At 46.1% G+C, this 19,346-nt stretch carries 17 protein-coding genes; 12 read left to right on the forward strand and 5 right to left on the reverse strand.

The annotated features are described in order from the left end of the window. The first annotated feature begins 17 nt into the window (after positions 1–17). From DBX26_RS05305 to DBX26_RS05325, 5 genes are all read left to right on the forward strand, one after another. Positions 18–929 carry a triphosphoribosyl-dephospho-CoA synthase gene (locus tag DBX26_RS05305; RefSeq protein WP_118118120.1) on the forward strand — a complete coding sequence of 304 codons (912 nt, stop codon included), beginning with the start codon at positions 18–20 and terminating at the stop codon, positions 927–929. Positions 930–965: 36 nt separating this feature from the next. After that, entirely contained in the window at positions 966–2,120 is a 1,155-nt protein-coding gene (locus tag DBX26_RS05310; RefSeq protein ID WP_118118122.1) for a biotin-independent malonate decarboxylase subunit beta, read from the forward strand. Next, positions 2,113–2,913, forward strand: a complete 801-nt coding sequence (mdcE, locus tag DBX26_RS05315; protein ID WP_118118124.1) for a biotin-independent malonate decarboxylase subunit gamma — start codon at positions 2,113–2,115, stop codon at positions 2,911–2,913. Before DBX26_RS05310 ends, mdcE begins: the two co-directional genes overlap by 8 nt. Positions 2,914–2,929: 16 nt before the next feature. Continuing rightward, positions 2,930–3,550, forward strand: coding sequence for a malonate decarboxylase holo-ACP synthase (locus DBX26_RS05320; protein ID WP_254063510.1), 621 nt, complete (start codon positions 2,930–2,932; stop codon positions 3,548–3,550). Positions 3,551–3,637: 87 nt separating this feature from the next. Continuing rightward, positions 3,638–4,549 (forward strand): ACP S-malonyltransferase, encoded by a 912-nt coding sequence (locus DBX26_RS05325; RefSeq protein ID WP_118119753.1) that lies wholly within the window; start codon positions 3,638–3,640, stop codon positions 4,547–4,549. A gap of 241 nt (positions 4,550–4,790) precedes the next feature. Here the strand turns inward: DBX26_RS05325 and DBX26_RS05335 are convergent, their stop codons facing one another. Further along, positions 4,791–5,330, reverse strand: coding sequence for a helix-turn-helix domain-containing protein (locus DBX26_RS05335; protein ID WP_118118128.1), 540 nt, complete (start codon positions 5,328–5,330; stop codon positions 4,791–4,793). Positions 5,331–5,430: 100 nt separating this feature from the next. Here DBX26_RS05335 and DBX26_RS05340 point away from each other — a divergent pair, with 100 nt between their 5' ends. The 4 genes from DBX26_RS05340 (at position 5,431) to DBX26_RS05355 (ending at position 11,920) form a co-directional block, all read left to right on the forward strand. Then, on the forward strand, positions 5,431–6,594 hold the full coding sequence (locus DBX26_RS05340; protein ID WP_118118130.1) for a benzoate/H(+) symporter BenE family transporter: 1,164 nt from the start codon (positions 5,431–5,433) through the stop codon (positions 6,592–6,594). 473 nt (positions 6,595–7,067) lie between these two features. Further along, positions 7,068–8,207 (forward strand): efflux RND transporter periplasmic adaptor subunit, encoded by a 1,140-nt coding sequence (locus tag DBX26_RS05345; protein WP_118118133.1) that lies wholly within the window; start codon positions 7,068–7,070, stop codon positions 8,205–8,207. 2 nt (positions 8,208–8,209) lie between these two features. Beyond that, positions 8,210–11,368 carry an efflux RND transporter permease subunit gene (locus DBX26_RS05350; protein ID WP_014231450.1) on the forward strand — a complete coding sequence of 1,053 codons (3,159 nt, stop codon included), beginning with the start codon at positions 8,210–8,212 and terminating at the stop codon, positions 11,366–11,368. 99 nt (positions 11,369–11,467) lie between these two features. After that, the gene (locus DBX26_RS05355) at positions 11,468–11,920 is read left to right on the forward strand and encodes a MarR family winged helix-turn-helix transcriptional regulator (protein WP_118118135.1); all 453 of its coding nucleotides are present in this window, start codon (positions 11,468–11,470) and stop codon (positions 11,918–11,920) included. Positions 11,921–11,975: 55 nt separating this feature from the next. Here DBX26_RS05355 and DBX26_RS05360 read toward each other — a convergent pair whose 3' ends face one another. The 3 genes from DBX26_RS05360 to DBX26_RS05370 form a co-directional block, all read right to left on the reverse strand. Then, positions 11,976–12,932 (reverse strand): AEC family transporter, encoded by a 957-nt coding sequence (locus DBX26_RS05360; RefSeq protein ID WP_020332919.1) that lies wholly within the window; start codon positions 12,930–12,932, stop codon positions 11,976–11,978. 176 nt (positions 12,933–13,108) lie between these two features. Beyond that, positions 13,109–13,879 (reverse strand): tRNA isopentenyl-2-thiomethyl-A-37 hydroxylase MiaE, encoded by a 771-nt coding sequence (locus tag DBX26_RS05365; RefSeq protein ID WP_118118136.1) that lies wholly within the window; start codon positions 13,877–13,879, stop codon positions 13,109–13,111. A gap of 102 nt (positions 13,880–13,981) precedes the next feature. Then, positions 13,982–14,746 (reverse strand): DNA repair protein, encoded by a 765-nt coding sequence (locus DBX26_RS05370; RefSeq protein ID WP_118119755.1) that lies wholly within the window; start codon positions 14,744–14,746, stop codon positions 13,982–13,984. Positions 14,747–15,070: 324 nt separating this feature from the next. On the opposite strand from DBX26_RS05370, the gene cysB reads away from it, so the two are divergent. Both cysB and DBX26_RS05380 read left to right on the forward strand, forming a co-directional pair. Beyond that, positions 15,071–16,045 (forward strand): HTH-type transcriptional regulator CysB, encoded by a 975-nt coding sequence (gene cysB, locus DBX26_RS05375; protein ID WP_014231455.1) that lies wholly within the window; start codon positions 15,071–15,073, stop codon positions 16,043–16,045. A 90-nt stretch (positions 16,046–16,135) separates the two neighbouring features. Continuing rightward, the gene (locus DBX26_RS05380) at positions 16,136–17,329 is read left to right on the forward strand and encodes a methyltransferase (protein ID WP_118118138.1); all 1,194 of its coding nucleotides are present in this window, start codon (positions 16,136–16,138) and stop codon (positions 17,327–17,329) included. 95 nt (positions 17,330–17,424) lie between these two features. Here DBX26_RS05380 and ald read toward each other — a convergent pair whose 3' ends face one another. Continuing rightward, positions 17,425–18,549 (reverse strand): alanine dehydrogenase, encoded by a 1,125-nt coding sequence (ald, locus tag DBX26_RS05385; RefSeq protein ID WP_014231457.1) that lies wholly within the window; start codon positions 18,547–18,549, stop codon positions 17,425–17,427. Between the two features lie 156 nt (positions 18,550–18,705). Here ald and lrp point away from each other — a divergent pair, with 156 nt between their 5' ends. Further along, on the forward strand, positions 18,706–19,200 hold the full coding sequence (gene lrp / locus DBX26_RS05390) for a leucine-responsive transcriptional regulator Lrp (RefSeq protein WP_005378234.1): 495 nt from the start codon (positions 18,706–18,708) through the stop codon (positions 19,198–19,200). Positions 19,201–19,346 lie beyond the last annotated feature (146 nt).

The following is a 19,346-nucleotide window of genomic DNA, read 5'->3' on the forward strand; positions in this document are numbered from 1 at the left end:
AGGTAGAGGGAACGTTAATGTCGCATATTGCTCAGAAAGTCCGCCCAAATTGGGAGGAATACACAACGATTTCTCCGTTGGCAAATCAGATAGGTTTATTAGCGCGTGATGCGTTGGTCGCTGAAGTTATGTTATCGCCAAAACCTGGCTTAGTTGATCAGTGGAACAACGGGTCACACAGTGATTTGACTGTTGAATTGATGGTGCGTTCGGCCCACTGCCTTGCGCCTTATTTCGCGCAAATGGCGGCAGAAGGGCAAAGGTATCACTCTGATCAGACTATGGATTCTTTGCTTGCTCTCCGAGAGAAAATTGGTCGCATTGGCCGAGATGCCGAGTCACAAATGATGACGGTGACCAACAATGTGAACACGCATCGTGGGGCGATTTGGGCGCTGGGTTTACTGGCTACCTCCGCAGGGATGTTGGGTGAAAACGCGACGTCAAATGATCTGTGTGTGGTCGCCGGGCGCATCGCTTGTTTGCCGGATCAATTCGTCAAACAGACGTGGAGTAAAGGACTTAAGGCAACACGCAAATATCAGATCAACGGCGCTCGAGAGCAAGCTCAGAATGGGTTTCCTGCCATTTTAGACATCGCGTTTCCGGCTCTTATCACCAGTCGGCAGAATGGTGACTCTGAACCTCATGCGCAGTTGAATGCGTTAGTAGCCCTGATGGCAGAACTGACCGATACGTGTGTGCTATCCAGATCTGGAATGAAGGGGTTAAAACTGATGCAACAAGGCGCGAATGACATCATTCGTGCTGGTGGAGTGGCGACGGAGTCAGGCTTTAACAAGCTCATCGAATTGAACAGAGACATGGTTGCTATCAATGCTTCTCCGGGAGGCGCAGCTGATCTGTTAGCGGCGACACTCTTTGTCGATGCAATAGTAAACCGTAGCATCATTTTGGTTGATCAATGATTCCAGTTCATTGATTTATAAAGGAGATTATTAGCAATGGAACAACTGCAATTTACTTATCCAGGTCAGCACTCAGTTTCCAAAAACGTGCGGGTGGGTAATGTTGGGTCTGGTGACTTAGAAGTTTTGCTACAACCAAACTCAAGCCCCGAAATCGACGTGAATATTTCGACTTCAATTAACCATCGTCATGAAGTTTGGCAAGTGATTTTATCGCGTGCGTTTGATGAGGTGAACGAAGCGATGACTGTCACCATTAATGACTTTGGCGCGACTCCCGGCGTGATTAACCTCAGGCTGGCTCAGGCACTCGAGCAGCTTGAGGAACAAACGAATCCTTCGTTCGATAGCTCGGAAATGGGTCGCTCTTTTGTCGAAATGCCAGTACGTCAGCGCTGTCAGTTCCTGTTCGATGAAGGTTCAGTTACGGAGCTTTTGGGTTGTGAAGCACAGTTAACATCCCCATGGCTACCTAAGCAAGGCATCGTTTCACAAAGTGATGATGGCGCGGTTGTGATGCTAGGAAAAATTGATGGCCAGCGCGCCGTTGTTCTCGGAATAGAAGGTGGGTTTCAGGGCGGTGCGATTGGTGAAGTTTCAGGAGCAAAAATGGCAGTCGCTCTTGATCTCGCCCTGCAAGACAATCAACGCGGTGTAAAAACTCAAGTGGTCATTGTACTTGAAACTGGAGGTGTCCGATTACAGGAAGCCAACCTTGGTTTGGCTGCCATTGCCGACATCCACTCAGCCATTATCGGGCTTAATGATTATGTCCCTGTTGTAGGGATTGTGGCCGGAGCCGTGGGTTGCTTTGGTGGTATGTCGATTGCAGCAGGACTTTGCAGCAAGCTTATCGTCACCCGTGAAGCGCGACTTGGTTTGAATGGCCCTGCCGTTATTGAACAGGAAGCGGGGATCGCGGAATACGACTCTTCCGATCGACCTTTTATCTGGGGAATCACCGGTGGTGAGCAGAGATATCGAAGTAATTTGGTCGATCATTTAGTTGAAGATGATGCAAACGCGATTAAACAACAGCTTGTTGAGACACTTCAATCTGGCAAGCCACCAACAACCCGTAGTGAACAAATTGACCACTATTTATCGATATTGAATCAGGTAGATACATCGGTTCAAGCAACGCCTACACAGGTATGTTCTGATTTAGCAGGAGGAGAGGCTGATGAATAAACGAGGTGATATTTGGATGAAAGCACTGGCCGAGAACGGTCAGGTAGTCACTGGTTTTTCTCCATCGGTACAAGTCGTTGATGATCAGTTTAATGGCCTTCCTATTCGTTATATAAACGTGACTCAAGACCTCAATAATCCATTCCCACGAGCGAGAAATGGTGAAGTCGGGTTACTGGAAGGATGGAATGTTGCGAAGGCCGTGCGTCAGGTGGTTGAACGTGATCAAGACAGCCATTCAAAGTCGATCATTGTCGCGGTTATTGATGTTCCTTCTCAGGCCTACGGTCGCCGCGAAGAGGCTTATGGCATTCATTTGTCATTAGCAGCAGCGGCTAATGCATACGCTCAGGCTCGTAAGGCGGGTCACCCGGTGTTAGGTTTGATTGTGGGCAAAGCGATGTCAGGTGGCTTTCTTGCTCATGGTTATCAGGCGTCTCGATTGATTGCTTTGGATGATGAGCAGTGCAGTGTGCATGCGATGGGTAAAGCCTCGGCGGCGAAGGTGACGCTCAGAACCGTTGAACAGCTAGAATCACTCGCTGCTGAACATCCGCCGATGGCGTACGATATCAACAATTACAATACACTGGGATTATTGTGGAAGTTGGTCTCGGTAGAGAATGCGCAGCAGCCCTCTAATCAGGATATTGACCATATTCGCTCTCTCTTTTCTGCAGCATTGGAAGATATCCAAGTCAACGGCAATGGCTGGTCTCATCGCCTGAAAGGGGAGAACAGACAAGCAACCCGTCATATTCGAGAGCAGATGCAACAAGCCTGGGTGTATTAGGGTAATGAGGAGGCTGATGATGTCTTTTAGCGCACATGATTTACTGTGGGTCGATGAAATAACCCTGGAAGGAAATGAATCGCCCAGCTGGTACGCGAGCCATAATCAGTCTCTGCCAGTTGTTGTCCGCCGGGCTAGCCGACAAACCCTAATTCCCGTCGGTGTGAGAGGCAAAACCCGCAGTGAACGTTTGGCAGCATGGGCGTGTAAATCATCAGTCGTCAAGTCAGTTTCGCCTAGAGAGCTTGTTCAGTCAGAGCATGCACGAGCGTACTGGCAGTCGAGTGAGTTAGTAGCTTTTCAAACGCTCACTGATGTGGATGCAATATGTCAGGCGTATGGAATTGAGTGGGGCGTCACAGGCAGTTTAGGTTACGAGTTGGCGACGGGGATGCCATGCGCGCATCAGGACAGTGATATCGACATGACCGTTTACTTATCAGAGCCGGTGCCAGTAGAAACGCTAACGTCTTTAAGCGATCAGCTAGACAAATTAGCGTGCAGGGTCGATACGCAAATAGAGACGGCTTTAGGGGCCGTGGCTTTGAGAGAATGGGTTTTAGGCCGTGGAGAATCTAACGTTCTGATCAAAACGGATGAGGGCCCGCTACTGACCGATAACCCTTGGATATCCTAATTCTTAAATTTGCTCTATTTTGCCCGGTTTAGGTTTTGCTGCTGGGCATACCCTTCGATCAGAGAAGCCTTAATCATGAGTATTCTAATGACCTTTCCCGGACAGGGAACACAACGCCCCAACATGATATCTGAGTTACCTTGTCACGCTGAGGTTGAATTGGCCTTGCAGCAGGTGGAAGAGGCATTGGGGTACTCCCCAACTAATTTTGATAGCCTTGATGAGAACAGCTCAAATAAGGATGTTCAGTTAGCGCTTACCATTTCGGGCTATGTTCAGTACCGCTACCTGAAAGCCCATGGTGTGCAGCCAAACTATATGATGGGACTGTCAATCGGAGCGTTTACTGCCGCAATTTGCAGTGGCATTTTAGATGTGCAACAAGGGCTTAATATTGTTTCTTTGAGAGGCGAACTGATGGCTCAGGCCTATCCGAGCGGTTATGGCATGGCGGCGATAATTGGGCTTTCACAGAATCAGGTGAGCGATCTGGTACTCCGCTCGCAAGAACAGGGGCTGTGTGTCTATGTGGCCAACGTTAATTCAGAGAATAAAACCATCGTATCAGGCAAGCTCGACGACCTCGACCGGATCTGTGAACAGGCAATAAAAGCACAGGCACATAGCGCCCGACGCCTTAACGTTTCGGTGCCTTCGCACTGTGAGTTACTCGCGTCTCAGGCGGAAATTCTGTATGCCGAAATGCAAAAGGTGACGATCAACCGCGCTAAGAGTATTTACGTCAGCGCCAACCGAGCCCGGGTGCTGCACGACGCTGAAAGCATACGTCGAGATTTAGCGTTCAATACGTGTCAAACGGTGAACCTCTGGGATACGTTGTCGATGATGGGACAACGTGGCGTAAAATTGGCAATGGAATGCGCTCCGGGTGCCGTACTCACGTCACTTTGCCAGTCATCAATGAATCAGACGCAGTGCATCAACCTTGACTCCACCAACTTAGACAACACCTTAGAGTGGGTAAAGAGAACACGCTAATTGATGAAGGGAACTCTCCAGCCATTTTACTCCAGGTAAAAAGAAGCCAGAGCATTACCACTCTGGCTAAACACAGGAAGAAATAAAGCCCAACTATTCGTTGCCAGAACACGACTGCTGAATGTTCTGTGTGGGGCATCGGCATATAAAATGTAGTCTTTAGTCTGAGACTTATACACTTTCTGAGGTCCTTTAAGTGCCCGAATGGGAGGTTCGTTCCAATCAACACTCGCAGGGATGGTCATCTCGGATAACAAACGATGTTTTGAAACGTTGCTGTTTCCGTTGCAGCTTCGTAGCCATGTGGTTGATCACTGAAGAAGCGGATGCTCTCTCCTGTAGTCAGGTGATGCCATTCATCGTTGAAGAACACATTCATCTCTCCTTTCAACACATGAATATGTTCGATGACGCCAATTCCATGCGGAGAGGACATTTGGCGATGATGATCAGTCAGCGTGATTTCGAACATTTCCAAACCTGAATCTGCTTTGTAAGGAAACAGCGTATTCACTTTCATCTTTGAGTCGTCGGGGAAGGCCTGGTCTGCAGAGCGTAGCTCTGGGTCATTGGCAAAAAACGCCGAGAAAGATGTGTCCAGACCGCTGGCTATTTTCCACAGCGTCGAAATCGTCGGGCTTGATTCTTCTCGCTCGATCTGCCCTAACATCGCTTTTGAAACCCCAGTCAGTTTAGAGGTCGCATCCAGACTCAATCCTCTTTTTTTCCTTTCAGATTTCAGGTGATGAGCAATCTCGGATTTAAATGCTGATTCATTCATAACTAAATACCTTGTTGTGCGTTATTGCGCACAATGTTATCTTTTTGTTTGTATGTTATAGCGCACAAAAATTTTACCATAAAGCAGGGAAGAACGAAGGATGAAAAAGCTGTTCAATTTAAGTCACTTGTCAGCAGGGTTTACTGCCGTGTTAGTGGGCTACACCAGCTCGGTGGTGATTATCATTCAGGCGGCAACCTCTGCCGGTGCGACACCCAGTCAAATAGAAAGCTGGTTGTTGGCCTTGGGCGTCACAATGGGGTTAACCTCCATCGCCTATTCATGGTTTTATAAAACGCCGATTCTGACCGCGTGGTCGACACCCGGAGCGGCGATGTTGGTCATTGCTTCACAGCAGTATGAATTGTCAGTCGTCATCGGTTCTTTTGTTGTTTCTGGCGTTCTGATCTTGTTGACGGGGCTCATTTCACCGTTAAGTCGAGCTCTTGAACGCATTCCGCCACAACTCGGCACTGCGATGCTTGGTGCTATTTTGTTGCCGTTCTGCATAGGGAGTTTTCAAGCAGTGAGCAGCGCACCAATCACATTTTTAATTATGTTTGCTGGCTTTTTGTTAGCCAAGAATACGATTCCAAGGTACGCAATGCTCGTACTTCTTATCCTGGGTGTTGTTTGCGCAGTTGCGGTGGAAGACGCCACGCTTAACATCGAGGAACTCTCCATTGCTCAGCCTATGTGGGTCACTCCGGGTTTGGATCTCGGTGCGATACTGAACTTATCGATCCCGCTTTATATCATTACGATGCTTTCTCAGAATTTGCCTGGTATTGCGATGATGAAAAGCTACCAATATGACACACCAGTGAAACCCATTTTAATGGGTACGGGAATCACCAATATTTTGTCTGCGCCATTTGGTGGTTTTAGTGTCAACCTTGCCGCAATTTCAGCAGCAATTTGTATGACACCAGAAGTAGACTCAGACAAAACACAACGCTACCGCGCAGTGATATGGGCCGGGGTGTTTTATCTGATAGCTGGTGTGTTCGCGACGACGGTTGTGGCGATCTTTTTATCACTCCCTGACGAAGTAACAAAAATCTTAGCGGGTTTTGCCTTGTTAGGGACGTTAATGATGTGTTTGCAATCGGCTTTTCATGACGAAGGATACAGAGAGTCTGCACTGTTTACGTTTCTTATCACTCTGTCCGGAATCAGTTTTCTTGGTGTGAGCGCGACATTGTGGGGCTTGTTAGTGGGGATTATGCATCTGCGTTTAACTCATAAAGCGGTCCGCGAATAAGCATTGCCAGCGACGAAAGTGTTGTGTTGATTGATCCTGGCCCGGTTTCGGGTACTAGAAATAAGAATGCATGCATAAATTCAGGTCATTTTTAGTGCATTAGCTAACATTACTTTTGGTTATCTACGAATTGTTTCTTAGGCGTTTAAGAAATAAAAGTGGACTTGGGATCAAATTTTTGTACAAACTCCTGGCGATTATTTCATCAATATGTCTTCTTTTTGAGCAATATGATTGCACACAGAAAAATGTGATTTCCAACGCAAAATAATCAGTTTTGAGATGTTAAGCACACCTTTCAGACAAACGTATTCTGCAAGCGTATAGAAACGTAAATATTGTTGTATGTACAACACTGGGTAATTATCATCCTAAGTAATTTTTGAATGTAACTTCAACAATTATAACCACATTTTTTAGGTGTATTTAGGCACCTGAATGGTTTTTAGAGAAAGTAAGAAGAGAGATGTTTAATGAGACGTAAAACCACGCTATCGCTGTTGATTGCGTCAAGCCTGTTTATGGCCGGATGCCAACCAAGCCAAGAAGGAACGAAGCAAAGCGGTGGTGCCGCTCCAGCAACAGAAGTCGAAGTGATGACTGTTGAGCCAGTTCGTCAAATGTTAACCGTAGAGCTGCCGGGCCGCAGCCGTGCGTTTAAAGAAGCAGAAGTCCGCCCACAGGTGAGTGGTATTGTCTCGGAACGTAACTTTGTAGAAGGTAGTGTTGTCGAACAAGGTCAGTCACTGTATCAGATCGACGACTCAACCTATCAAGCGGCTCTGTTAAGCGCTGAAGCAGAATTAATCCGCGCGAATGCGACTGAAGAATCCACTTTTGCAACGGTTAAGCGTTACCGTGCCCTCATTTCGAAAAAATCAATCAGTCAACAAGATTTGGATGAAGCGGAAGCGGCTTATAAAGAAGCAAAAGCTCAGGCATTAGTCGCTAAAGCGGCAATCAATACTGCGAAAATCAACTTGTCATACACTCAGGTTAAGGCACCTATCAGTGGTGTTATCGGTAAATCAAGTGTCACGGCGGGTGCTTTGGTAACTGCAAACCAGTCTGACACGTTAGCGACGATTCAACAGCTTGATCCAATTAACATCGACATCGTGCAGTCATCAGCTCAGTTGCTGCGTCTGAAATCTGCTCTGGCGGAAGGACATATCCAGCAGGATGAGTCAGCCGAAGTGACTTTAGAACTAGAAGATGGCTCGACCTATGCTCACAAAGGCACAATGAAGTTTGTCGAAGTGAATGTTGATGAGAGCACTGGCAGTGTCACGCTGCGTGCGGAATTCCCTAACCCTGATGGGCTGCTTCTTCCGGGTATGTTTGTTCGTGCCACGGTTATTACGGGTGTTGACCCTGAAGCGATTCTTGTTCCTCAAAACACGGTAACTCGTGATGCAAGGGGACAAGCGACCGTGATGGTTGTTAACGCAGAAAATGAAGTTGTCTCGACTCCGGTATCGACAGCTGAAGTGGTTGATAACCAATGGCGTATTATCGACGGCCTGAAAGCGGGCGACAAAGTGATTACGGCTGGTCTGCAAAAGGTAGGGCCAGGTAGTTCTGTAAGCATTCAAACCGGTGAACAGGAGTAATCATGGCACGATTCTTTATCGATCGTCCGGTCTTTGCTTGGGTTCTGGCTATTCTGACTATGCTGGCGGGGGTCATGTCCCTGATGAACTTGCCAGTGTCGCAGTATCCAACCATTTCACCGCCGACGGTCACAATTTCTGCTCGCTACCCGGGCGCTTCTGCAAAAACGGTTGAAGATTCCGTTACGCAGGTTATTGAACAAAACATGACTGGTCTTGACTACTTGCGTTACCTTTCATCAAGCAGTGATGCGTTTGGTAATGCGACAGTTACGCTAACATTTGATAGCGAAGCCGATCCGGATATTGCTCAGGTTCAGGTACAAAACAAGCTACAGTTGGCGCTGACCTCGTTACCGAGTGAAGTACAAAGCCAGGGTATTGTTGTCGAGAAATCGAACACCTCTTTCCTATTGGTTGTTGCCCTGTATTCTGAAGATCCAGACTACACACAAAATGACATCGCAGACTATGTGGTATCGAACATTGAAGATCCAATCAGCCGTGTATCAGGTGTTGGTAAGGTTCAGGCGTTTGGTGCGCAATATGCGATGCGTGTTTGGTTAGATCCGTTTAAGTTGACCCAGTTTAATCTGACTGCGATTGATGTCGCTGGCGCGATCAGTGAGCAGAACGCTCAGGTTTCATCAGGTCAGCTTGGCGCGGCACCAGCACAAAAAGGACAACTGCTGAACGCGACTATTTCTTCTGCAAGCCGCTTGAGCAGTGTCGAAGAGTTTGAAAATATCATTCTTAAGTCCGACACCAGCGGCGCAAATGTGTATTTGAAAGACGTTGCTCGTGTGGAACGTGGTGCGGAAAGTTACGACATCAAGGGTCAGTACAATGGCTTTCCAGCATCGGGTTTGGGTCTTTCTCTGGGTACTGGAGCGAACGCGCTGGAAACGGCTGCCGCGGTGAAAGAGCGTTTGGCACAGTTACAGGAAAACTTTCCGGCTGGCTTAAAGATCGCTTACCCATTTGAAACCACACCTTTCGTTGAAGCATCAATCCATGAAGTAGTGAAAACGCTTCTGGAAGCGATTGTTTTGGTGTTCTTGATCATGTACCTGTTCTTGCAGAACTTCCGTGCGACGCTTATCCCGACCATCGCGGTTCCGGTGGTATTGCTCGGTACGTTTGCGGTTTTGTATACGACGGGCTTTAGCGTCAACACCTTAACCATGTTTGCGATGGTTCTGGCGATTGGCTTGCTGGTGGATGATGCCATCGTAGTAGTAGAGAACGTTGAACGTGTGATGCACGAAGATGGGCTCGAACCTAAAGAAGCGACCAAAAAGTCGATGGGGCAGATCACTGGCGCCTTGGTTGGTGTCGGTTTGACCTTGTCTGCGGTATTTGTACCGATGGCGTTTATGACAGGTTCTACCGGGGTTATTTATCGTCAGTTTTCGATAACGATCGTTGCCGCTATGACGCTTTCGGTACTGGTTGCGATCATCTTGACGCCAGCGCTGTGTGCGACCTTGCTGAAGAAAGGCGATGCAGAACTGTCTGAGAAGAAAGGTTTCTTCGGCTGGTTTAACCGTAAGTTTGACTCCTTAACTTCAAAATACGAATCGGGCGTAGCAAGACTGCTAAAACGCACGGGTCGTATGATGTTGTTGTTTGTTGCGTTGTCCGCAGGGGCAGGTTGGTTCTTTACTAATCTGTCGACGTCTTTCTTACCTGATGAAGACCAAGGCACTATCTTCTCTATGTCGATTTTGCCACCGAACTCAACGCAGGAACAAACCGAGAAAACGCTCGATAAGATGCGTGAGTACTTCCTTGAAGAAGAAAAAGATGCAGTTAACTCGATATTTACCGTGGCTGGTTTTAGTTTCGCTGGTCAGGGACAAAATATGGGTATGGCATTCATTAACTTGAAGGATTGGTCAGAGCGTAAAGAGCCGGGAATGGACGCAGCTTCATTAACGGGTCGAGCGATGGGTTACTTCTCGACCATCAAAGAGGCGATGGTTTATGCATTTGCACCGCCAGCAATCCAAGAGTTAGGTAACGCCACCGGTTTTGATTTCTATCTTCAGGACTCGTTAAACCAAGGGCACGATGCATTGGTTGCAGCGCAAGGCCAGCTACTTGGTATGGCTGCACAAAACCCTAACTTGGTTGGCGTGCGTCCTAACGGTCAGGCGGATGCGCCGATGTACCAAGTACATGTTGACCACGCGAAGCTACGTGCTTTGAATGTGAGTATTGATGACGTTAACCAAATCCTGTCTTCGGCATGGGGTGGCGCGTACATCAACGACTACATTGACCGTGGCCGTGTTAAAAAGGTGATGCTACAGAGTGATGCCGAGTTCCGTATGCAGCCTAAAGACTTTGATTCTTGGTACGTGCGTAACTCCAATGGTGACATGGTGCCATTCTCTGCGTTTGCTCATGGCGAATGGACGTACGGTTCTCCTCAGTTACAACGTTTTGATGGCCTGCCTGCGATGAACATTCAGGGTGGCGCAGCGCCTGGCGTTAGTACTGGTGATGCGATGGCCGAGATTGAATCGTTGGTAAAACAGTTACCTGAAGGTTTCCAGGTGAAGTGGACGGGTATCTCTTATGAAGAGCGCCTATCCGGAAACCAGGCTCCAATGCTATACGCGTTGTCGATTCTGGTTGTTTTCCTCGTATTGGCTGCACTTTATGAAAGTTGGTCTGTACCGTTCGCAGTTGTATTGGTGGTGCCTCTGGGTGTGCTTGGTGCGGTCCTTGCGGTGATGGGACGAGGTTTGGATAACGATGTGTTCTTCCAGGTAAGTCTATTAACCACTGTCGGTCTGGCGACCAAAAACGCCATTCTGATTGTTGAATTTGCTAAAGAGTACTACGAGAAAGGTGCGGGGCTTATTGAAGCCACGTTGCATGCAATTCGAGTGCGTCTACGCCCAATCATCATGACGTCACTGGCGTTTGGTCTTGGGGTTGTGCCTTTGGCTATTAGTTCTGGTGTAGGTTCAGCAGGTCAGAACGCAGTAGGTACAGGTGTACTTGGCGGTATGATCAGTGCAACATTGTTGGGGATCTTCTTTGTTCCGATCTTCTTCGTCGTGGTAGAACGTTTGTTTGACCGCAAAGCGAGAAAAGAGCAGGAAGAAGAACAACAAGCGTTGGCTCAAGAATCTGAATCTTCAAAGTAGACCTTAATAGCTTGAACTAAGTTATACTACTGATAATTTTGTAATATAAGAGCGCTTCGGCGCTCTTTGTTTATCTGCTCTAGTTAAAAATAGCCATCCATGAAAGATAAAAAGATTTCTCCAATTACCGTTTTAGACAAAAGCCCGATGTTTGTTTGTGGTGTGATGCAACGTATGTATCGAAATCGCGCCCAGGCAGAACTTTCACGTCAAAGTTTAGTCACCCTAGAGATGGCGAGTGCGCTGGCGGCGATCGAAGAATTTCAGCCAATGAGTCAGCAAGCGTTAGCGAATGCCGTGATCTGCGAACGTAGTGTTGCGAAGCGTATGGTAGATAATTTGCAAAAGCGTGGTTTGGTACAGGTTTCTAAATGTGAATCAAACCGTCGAATCAAGATGCTAAGTCTGACCACTGACGGCCAGCAAACGTTGCAAAAGGTTCATGAAATCATGACTAACTTGCAGCGGGATTTCTTCTCTTGCTTGTCTGAGTCGGAAACCTCGGAGTTCGTTCGTCTGATCAGGAAGGTGACGCTGGCCAATCACGACTGACAATAGCTAGCGAAACCCACAAGTCAACGTAAGTTCGGACCTGCTGAATTCATGTTTAAATCAAATCCAGAGAATTCAACATGATGATCCCTAGGGTGCAAGTTAGTGTGGAAAGGACGGTGGTCATAGCAATAATGTTGGCCGCCAGTACAGAGTTTGCGCCCATAGAACGGGCCATGACGTAACTTGCTGCCGCAACGGGCGAAGCGTTCATAAAGAACAAAATGCCTAGCTCAACACCTCTGAATCCGACCAAATACGCCCCTAATGTGATTACCGCAGGTGCTACCAGAAGTTTGTAACTACTGGCAAACCATGATGGGCCTTTCTCTTGCCTCATTAAGCGCAAATTCAACGATCCGCCCGTGCATAACAATGCAAGTGGTAATGTCATCTTCGACAAGTAATTGCCTGCATCAATCGCGATTTTAGGCACAGGGATCGACAGTATGTAAAAAAGCATCCCGAGCACGATGGATATAATCAACGGGTTTTTAGTCAGCGTGCGAAACATCAACTTTGTGGCCTGAGAGACGGATGTCGCGCCTTTAGGTGATAAGCAGATAACCGCTTGTACGTTATAGATAAAGGTGGTGACAGCTACATAAAGAGCGGCTAACGCGACGCCTGATGGACCATAAGCACTAGACACATAAGCAAGACCTATGATGCCCGTATTAGCACGATATCCGCCTTGCACCAGCACTCCTTGATCAGGGGAGGTCGGAAATAACAACTTGACGGAAATGTAGGTAAAAACAAAAAATGAAATACTAGCGATGATGCCATAGTTGACGAAATTACTGGCTGAAGCGAAGTCATGTTCTGAAGACACAATGCTGATGAATAGCATAGCTGGAAGTGTCACCTTGAAGACCAGCTTTGACCCCACATCGATAAAGTTATTATCAATCAAGCCAACTCGTTTAAAGACCACCCCGAGCACTAGCATCAAACAGATAGGGCCTGTAATCGATAGAGAAAATTGCAACTGATTTAAAACCGAGTCCATTCGGGTACCCGTTGAGAAAAGTTATTATTGTTTAAGCTATTAAGCCACAAACTAGGGGGAGAGGAACAGTAGAATGATGAAATTCTATTCAGTTTTTTCAATTAATAAAAAGCCGGGACTTGAAGTGACCCCTTAAAGAAGCATGCTCCGGCTTTATTCTATTTTTTATCCGACGATTAAGCGGGTACGCCACTGTGGAATTTGAAATCTTCGTCTGGCGTTAAGATGAGATCCGCTTCGACACGTCCAAAGTATTCGATGCGTTCACTAATGTCTTTCCCTGCGATTTGTTCAGCCAGCACCAAATAGTCTTGGTAATGACGGGCCTCAGAACGCAGTAGAGAAATGTAGAACTTAGCGATATCTTCTTCCATATGTGGTGCCAGTTTCGCAAAGCGCTCACATGAGCGAGCTTCTATGTATGCGCCAATGATCAGCTTATCGATCAACGTTTCTGGCTCGTGGGTTTTCATATGAGAGATCAGCCCTTTAGCATAGCGACTTGCCGGGATGTTCTGGTATTCAATGTCACGGCTTTCCATAATCTCCAGCACTTGATAAAAGTGGTGTAACTCTTCTTTGATCAAAAGCACCATCTTATCAATTAGATCCTGGCTATATGGTGAGTCTGATTTCGCCATAATTGATTTGGAAATATTACTTTTGCCTTTCAATGTTTCTAATGAGCCAACATTGCGATAAGCGAAGTCTTCATAGGGTTTAAACCAGTCTAGCAGCGCGTGTGAACTGTTTTGATCAACGGCGTATTTCCGGATCAAAAACATGGCTGACTGGCCTGCTTTGAGCTCGCAAAGTAGGTGGTCTAACAAAATGGTTTGAAGATTTTCTGGTTTCTTGGCTTCTTCAACCCACTCGTCAGGTGTGCTGCACTGTAGAAACTGGTTGATAGGAGCAAGAAGATCTTGATAGGCGTCTAAATTTATCATGTTAATTTAATACTTTACGTTCTGATTTTTATCCACTGGTGGCCTGGATACAAAAAAGGCTGCCAGAGCAGCCTTTTCCATGAGTGGAAAGCTAAGCAGATATTACCACTTTTTCTTCTGACCGAAGAGCACTTCCATATCATTGTCACGCTCTTTATCGGCCAGTTGCTGAATTTCTGCGTTGTTTTTATCTTGGCGTCTTTTATCTAAATCACCCAGCATCTCTTCAAGCTTTTGTTTGGCCTGAATGGAATAGGCGTCATTTTTGGTGCTTAACGCGTCAATGCCTTTACGTAGAAGCTGAAGTGCAGTGCCTGGTTGACCACGCGCAATAGAGTCGTTGGCTCTTTTTATTACGTTTTCGATATTGATGCGGATTTGGATCGTTTCCAAGCGCGCGTTCTCACTAACGTAAGTCTGAGTATCTAATCGACCTTTATTGTGCTCGTTACGAACCGTGTCTCTCAGGCGTTTCACCAGTTTGAGCATCGCAATAGCTTGTTTATCGCTGCTTGGCATTTTGAATGTCGTACTGTCACCAGCTTGCTCGTTTAATTTTAACTGGACAATTTGCTGCTTGAGATTTTCGACCCGCTGGGAGAGCTGTTTATTTTTTGGATCGAGTTGTTGCATCGCTTCTAAGGCGTCAAGAATTCGATTGTTCAGGCATAGCAGAAGATCATGGCTGAAAGGAATATGGTGAGCGTGACCAATAAGTTCTTCAGTACCGTCAATTAAAGCAACGTAACGAGCGGATTCCTGTCTTCTTGCCGTTTCGACTTTGACCTTGTATTGCAACATCATGTTATAGCCCAGGATCAAGACCAATAAGATGGCTACCAAAGCGATTATTAAACCAATATTCATATCTTTGCGTCTGCTTTTAGTTTCTACGGCTAGCGCTAAAGAATACATGAATCTCAACGAGCAAGGCACCCTATTTATCGGATTATTTAGCCCGCCACACGTTTTAATTTATATGGATTCGCTCGCATCTATAAAGCAGCATTTAAACGATTCAATCATGCGCATATTAATTTGCTTCTAATTTTTTAGTATGAGTTTGAGATATATGTTAGAAATTACTGTTCATTTGGCAGATGTCGCGTTATAACTAATTATTATATCGCTCAAAAGAGTGATGATTTTTGCTTTCGATTTTAGTGTCTCGGGAACGAGTAAGGGATTACGATGAAACTGCAACAACTGAAGTATATTGTTGAGGTTGTAAACCATAATTTGAACGTGTCTGCCACCGCAGAAAGTTTGTACACATCACAGCCTGGTATCAGTAAGCAGGTGAGGTTACTGGAAGACGAACTGGGCATCCAAATTTTCGAGCGAAGTGGTAAGCACTTAACTCAGGTGACTGGCGCGGGCGAAGAGATTGTTCGAATTTCTCAAGAAATCCTTGGACGTGTCGAAAGTATTAAAGCGGTAGCGGGTGAGCATACGCATCCTGAAATGGGAACCCTGAACATTACGACGACGCACACACAAGCGCGTTATGCCTTACCCGATGTCATTAAAGGTTTTACGACTCGTTACCCTAAAGTTTCTTTACACATGCATCAGGGTACTCCTTCGCAAATGTCAGAAGCGATCGCTAAAGGTACGGCAAATTTTGCGATAGCGACTGAAGCACTGCATCTTTATCAAGACGCAATTATGTTGCCTTGTTATCACTGGAATCGCTCTATTGTTGTGCCGAAAGATCACCCTCTGGCGAAGAAAGCCAACATAAGCATCCATGACCTTGCCGCTTACCCGCTGGTGACTTACGTATTTGGTTTTACAGGCCGCTCAGAGCTCGATACTGCATTTAACCGTGAAGGCCTGACTCCTCGCGTGGTATTTACTGCAACCGATGCGGATGTGATCAAAACCTACGTAAAAATGGGTATTGGTGTTGGTGTGATTGCAAGTATGGCTGTTGATGAAAAGCAAGACACGGATTTAGTTGCTATCGATGCGAGTCATTTGTTCGGGGCAAGTACCACCAGTATCGGCTTCCGTCGCGGCACGTTCCTTCGTTCTTATATGTTTGATTTTATGGAAAGATTTGCGCCGCACTTGACTCGACCAGTGGTAGAGCAAGCTATCTCTTTGAAGTCAAACGTGGAAATTGAAGAGATGTTTAAAGATATCGACCTTCCAGTCCGATAACGATGAATTACATGCCCATACCCAAGCCGAGTGTTTCGGAAAGGGTTGGTTAGGTATATAATCCGCCCCCGCTAGTGTGGTGGGGGCTTAATGAACACTCGATTCCAATTTATTAATGACTGTCTGATTGATAACCAATCGTTGTGGCGATTTGATCCATTCCAAAGCAGCATTCATCCAGTACTACCTTGGCAAGAACAGTATCCCGATCTTTGTCAGTGGTTAGCGTCACTGTCTCCTCTTGAAATTGAACGCTTAAAAGCAAAACCTGAAGAAGCGTTGGCTGAAATTAGCGCTTACCTACCAGTACTTAAATTACTGTCTGAGCATACCCACTTAGAAACGGTACCACTCAAAGGTTTGGATCTTGACCGCGGTTTAGACAGCGGTGTTCCTGGTCGTAAACTTGAGCAAATAGTTGCCATGGGAGAAGCCGCAATCCAAAGCCATTATGGTGAAGAATGGCTCGAGTGGTGCTCGGGTAAAGGATACCTTGGACGTATTCTTACCACACAAACGGATCAGCCTGTTACCAGCTTTGAATATCAACAATCGTTGTGCGATTCGGGACAGTCGGCGGCTAATGAACATCAATGGAAGATGACGTTTATTCAAGGCGACGCATTTGATGCCAAAGCGAAAGCGGTTTTTAAGCCTACGCAACATGCCGTAGCGCTGCATGCTTGTGGTGACTTACATGTGCGTTTGCTTCAGTACGGCTGTGAAGCAGGAGTCTCGGCAATGACGATTTCTCCGTGCTGTTATCACCTTATTCAGGGCGAAACGTATCAACCATTGTCCGAGATTGCTCAACACTCTACGTTAGTGTTGTCGAAACAAGAACTTCGTATTCCATTGCAACAAACGGTGACGGGTGGGGAACGTGTCCGCCGTCATCGTCAGCAAGAAATGATTTTCAGGCTTGGCTTTGATCTGATCACACGTCAGGTGCTAGGCATTGAAGAATATCAACCGGTTCCTAGTATCCGCAAATCACAGTTGAGTGAAGGGTTTGAGGCATTTTGTTTGTGGGCGGCAGAGCAAAAGGCGATCGATATCAGTCAGTCGATTGACTTTAATAAGTTCGAAACCTTAGCGGAACAGCGCTTTTGGCATATGGAAAGAATGAGCTTAGTTCAGCTGGTATTTCAGCGTCCATTAGAGCTTTGGCTCGCATTAGATAAAGTACTTTATCTTGAGCAACGTGGTTATCGTGCCAGTTTGTCGGAGTTTTGCGCTAAAACTGTCACGCCTCGAAATATTTTAATTTGTGCATATAAGTAATGGTTATTATTTATATCTAAATGCTCTATAGGAAAAAGCCCACCTGCTAGTGGGCTTTTGTAAACAAAACGTGACAAAAATGAATTATTTTGTCATTAGTTGAACATTGCAATCGCTTGCTCTGCTTCTACATATTCAAGACCAAAGCTGTCGGCAACTTCTTTACAAGTCACTTTGCCGTGAATAACGTTTAGTCCTTCAAGGAAACCTTTCTCGTCGAGAAGGGCTTTTTGGTAGCCTTTATTCGCCAGTTTCAAAATGTAAGGTAACGTTGCGTTGTTCAATGCAAAAGTAGAAGTACGGGCAACGGCACCTGGCATGTTTGCTACGCAGTAGTGCACGACTTCATCGACGATGTATGTCGGTTCAGCGTGAGTGGTTGCGTGCGATGTTTCAAAGCAACCACCTTGGTCGATAGCTACATCAACTACCGCTGCGCCTGGCTTCATCTTCGCAATGTGTTCTTTTGTCACCAGTTTAGGTGCAGCTGCACCCGGGATAAGAACTGCGCCAATTACTAGGTCAGCTTCTACAACATGCTTCTCAATCGCGTCTTCTGTAGAATAAACGACTTTAGCGCGGCCTTGGAATTCTTCGTCCAGTTTACGCAGAGTATCGACATTACGATCAAGAATAGTGACGTCTGCACGAAGGCCCACAGCCATACGAGCTGCGTTTGCGCCAACGACACCGCCGCCCACAATGACCACTTTCGCAGGCTCAACACCAGGTACGCCGCCAAGCAGTAAACCACGACCACCGTGTGATTTTTCTAGCGTTTGTGCACCTGCTTGAATAGACATCCGACCTGCTACTTCAGACATTGGTGCTAACAGTGGCAAACGACCCATATTATCTGTTACAGTCTCATAGGCTATACAGACAGCTTTGCTCTTGATTAGCTCATCAGTTTGTGGAAAATCTGGTGCTAGGTGTAAATAAGTAAATAAAATTTGCCCTTCGCGGAGCATTGCTCTCTCGACTGCTTGGGGTTCTTTAACTTTTACTATCATGTCTGCTTGCGCGAAAACGTCTGCAGCATGAGGGAGAATGGATGCGCCGACAGCGATGTAATCATCGTCTGTAAAACCAATGCCGGCACCTGCGTTGGTCTCAACTAAAACTTGGTGACCATGTGAGATTAACTCTCTCACGCTTGCTGGGATCATACCGACACGATATTCGTGGTTTTTGATTTCCTTAGGTACGCCAATGATCATCCTGTATCCTCTTTCTATAATGGTTATTTTAACTATTTGTAGGGTGTTATTATCGAATTAATAGCTAGTATAGTTATAGATTTGTAATATTTGGCACCAAATATTAAAAAGTTGTAGTATATTTTTTTGCAAGGAAGTAATAAGGTGGAATAAAAAATGGCAGACAACTATAAAAAGCCGTCCAAGGAACTAGACCGTATCGACCGCAACATTCTTAATGAATTGCAGAAAGACGGTCGTATTTCGAACGTAGAACTTTCAAAGCGTGTTGGTCTTTCGCCAACTCCGTGTTTGGAGCGTGTACGTCGATTAGAACGTCAGGGGTACATTACAGGGTATACTGCGTTACTGAATCCGCAGTTTTTGGACGCTTCACTTTTAGTGTTCGTTGAAATTACGTTAAACCGTGGCGCACCAGATGTGTTCGAGCAGTTTAACTCTGCGGTTCAAAAACTGGATGATATCCAAGAATGTCATCTAGTATCAGGTGACTTTGACTATCTTCTTAAAACTCGTGTATCAGATATGGGTGCTTACCGTCGACTACTTGGCGATACGCTTCTACGTTTACCTGGTGTAAACGACACTCGTACATACGTTGTTATGGAAGAAGTGAAACAATCTAACCAGCTTGTGATTAAAACTCGTTAATTTCTTGCAAAGAAAGCGGTATATGCTTCCGCTTTCGGCATTGAGTAATTGGGTTTTTCTCTTTGATATGGTTAAATCAATTTACCGAGCGGCTTTATGCCGCTCGGAATGTTTTGCAAATTCCTAATTCATTTCCATATTCAAGT

The organism is Vibrio sp. dhg, assembly GCF_003443775.1.
GTDB lineage: Bacteria > Pseudomonadota > Gammaproteobacteria > Enterobacterales > Vibrionaceae > Vibrio > Vibrio natriegens.

Coding starts and splice junctions, on each gene's coding strand:
- mdcE (WP_118118124.1), top strand. CDS start 2,113: ATGAATAAACGAGGTGATATTTGGATGAAAGCACTGGCCGAGAACGGT.
- cysB (WP_014231455.1), top strand. CDS start 15,071: ATGAAACTGCAACAACTGAAGTATATTGTTGAGGTTGTAAACCATAAT.
- ald (WP_014231457.1), bottom strand. CDS start 18,549: ATGATCATTGGCGTACCTAAGGAAATCAAAAACCACGAATATCGTGTC.
- DBX26_RS05345 (WP_118118133.1), top strand. CDS start 7,068: ATGAGACGTAAAACCACGCTATCGCTGTTGATTGCGTCAAGCCTGTTT.
- DBX26_RS05370 (WP_118119755.1), bottom strand. CDS start 14,746: ATGAATATTGGTTTAATAATCGCTTTGGTAGCCATCTTATTGGTCTTG.
- DBX26_RS05310 (WP_118118122.1), top strand. CDS start 966: ATGGAACAACTGCAATTTACTTATCCAGGTCAGCACTCAGTTTCCAAA.
- lrp (WP_005378234.1), top strand. CDS start 18,706: ATGGCAGACAACTATAAAAAGCCGTCCAAGGAACTAGACCGTATCGAC.
- DBX26_RS05360 (WP_020332919.1), bottom strand. CDS start 12,932: ATGGACTCGGTTTTAAATCAGTTGCAATTTTCTCTATCGATTACAGGC.
- DBX26_RS05355 (WP_118118135.1), top strand. CDS start 11,468: ATGAAAGATAAAAAGATTTCTCCAATTACCGTTTTAGACAAAAGCCCG.
- DBX26_RS05335 (WP_118118128.1), bottom strand. CDS start 5,330: ATGAATGAATCAGCATTTAAATCCGAGATTGCTCATCACCTGAAATCT.
- DBX26_RS05320 (WP_254063510.1), top strand. CDS start 2,930: ATGATGTCTTTTAGCGCACATGATTTACTGTGGGTCGATGAAATAACC.
- DBX26_RS05340 (WP_118118130.1), top strand. CDS start 5,431: ATGAAAAAGCTGTTCAATTTAAGTCACTTGTCAGCAGGGTTTACTGCC.
- DBX26_RS05305 (WP_118118120.1), top strand. CDS start 18: ATGTCGCATATTGCTCAGAAAGTCCGCCCAAATTGGGAGGAATACACA.
- DBX26_RS05350 (WP_014231450.1), top strand. CDS start 8,210: ATGGCACGATTCTTTATCGATCGTCCGGTCTTTGCTTGGGTTCTGGCT.
- DBX26_RS05380 (WP_118118138.1), top strand. CDS start 16,136: ATGAACACTCGATTCCAATTTATTAATGACTGTCTGATTGATAACCAA.
- DBX26_RS05365 (WP_118118136.1), bottom strand. CDS start 13,879: ATGATAAATTTAGACGCCTATCAAGATCTTCTTGCTCCTATCAACCAG.
- DBX26_RS05325 (WP_118119753.1), top strand. CDS start 3,638: ATGACCTTTCCCGGACAGGGAACACAACGCCCCAACATGATATCTGAG.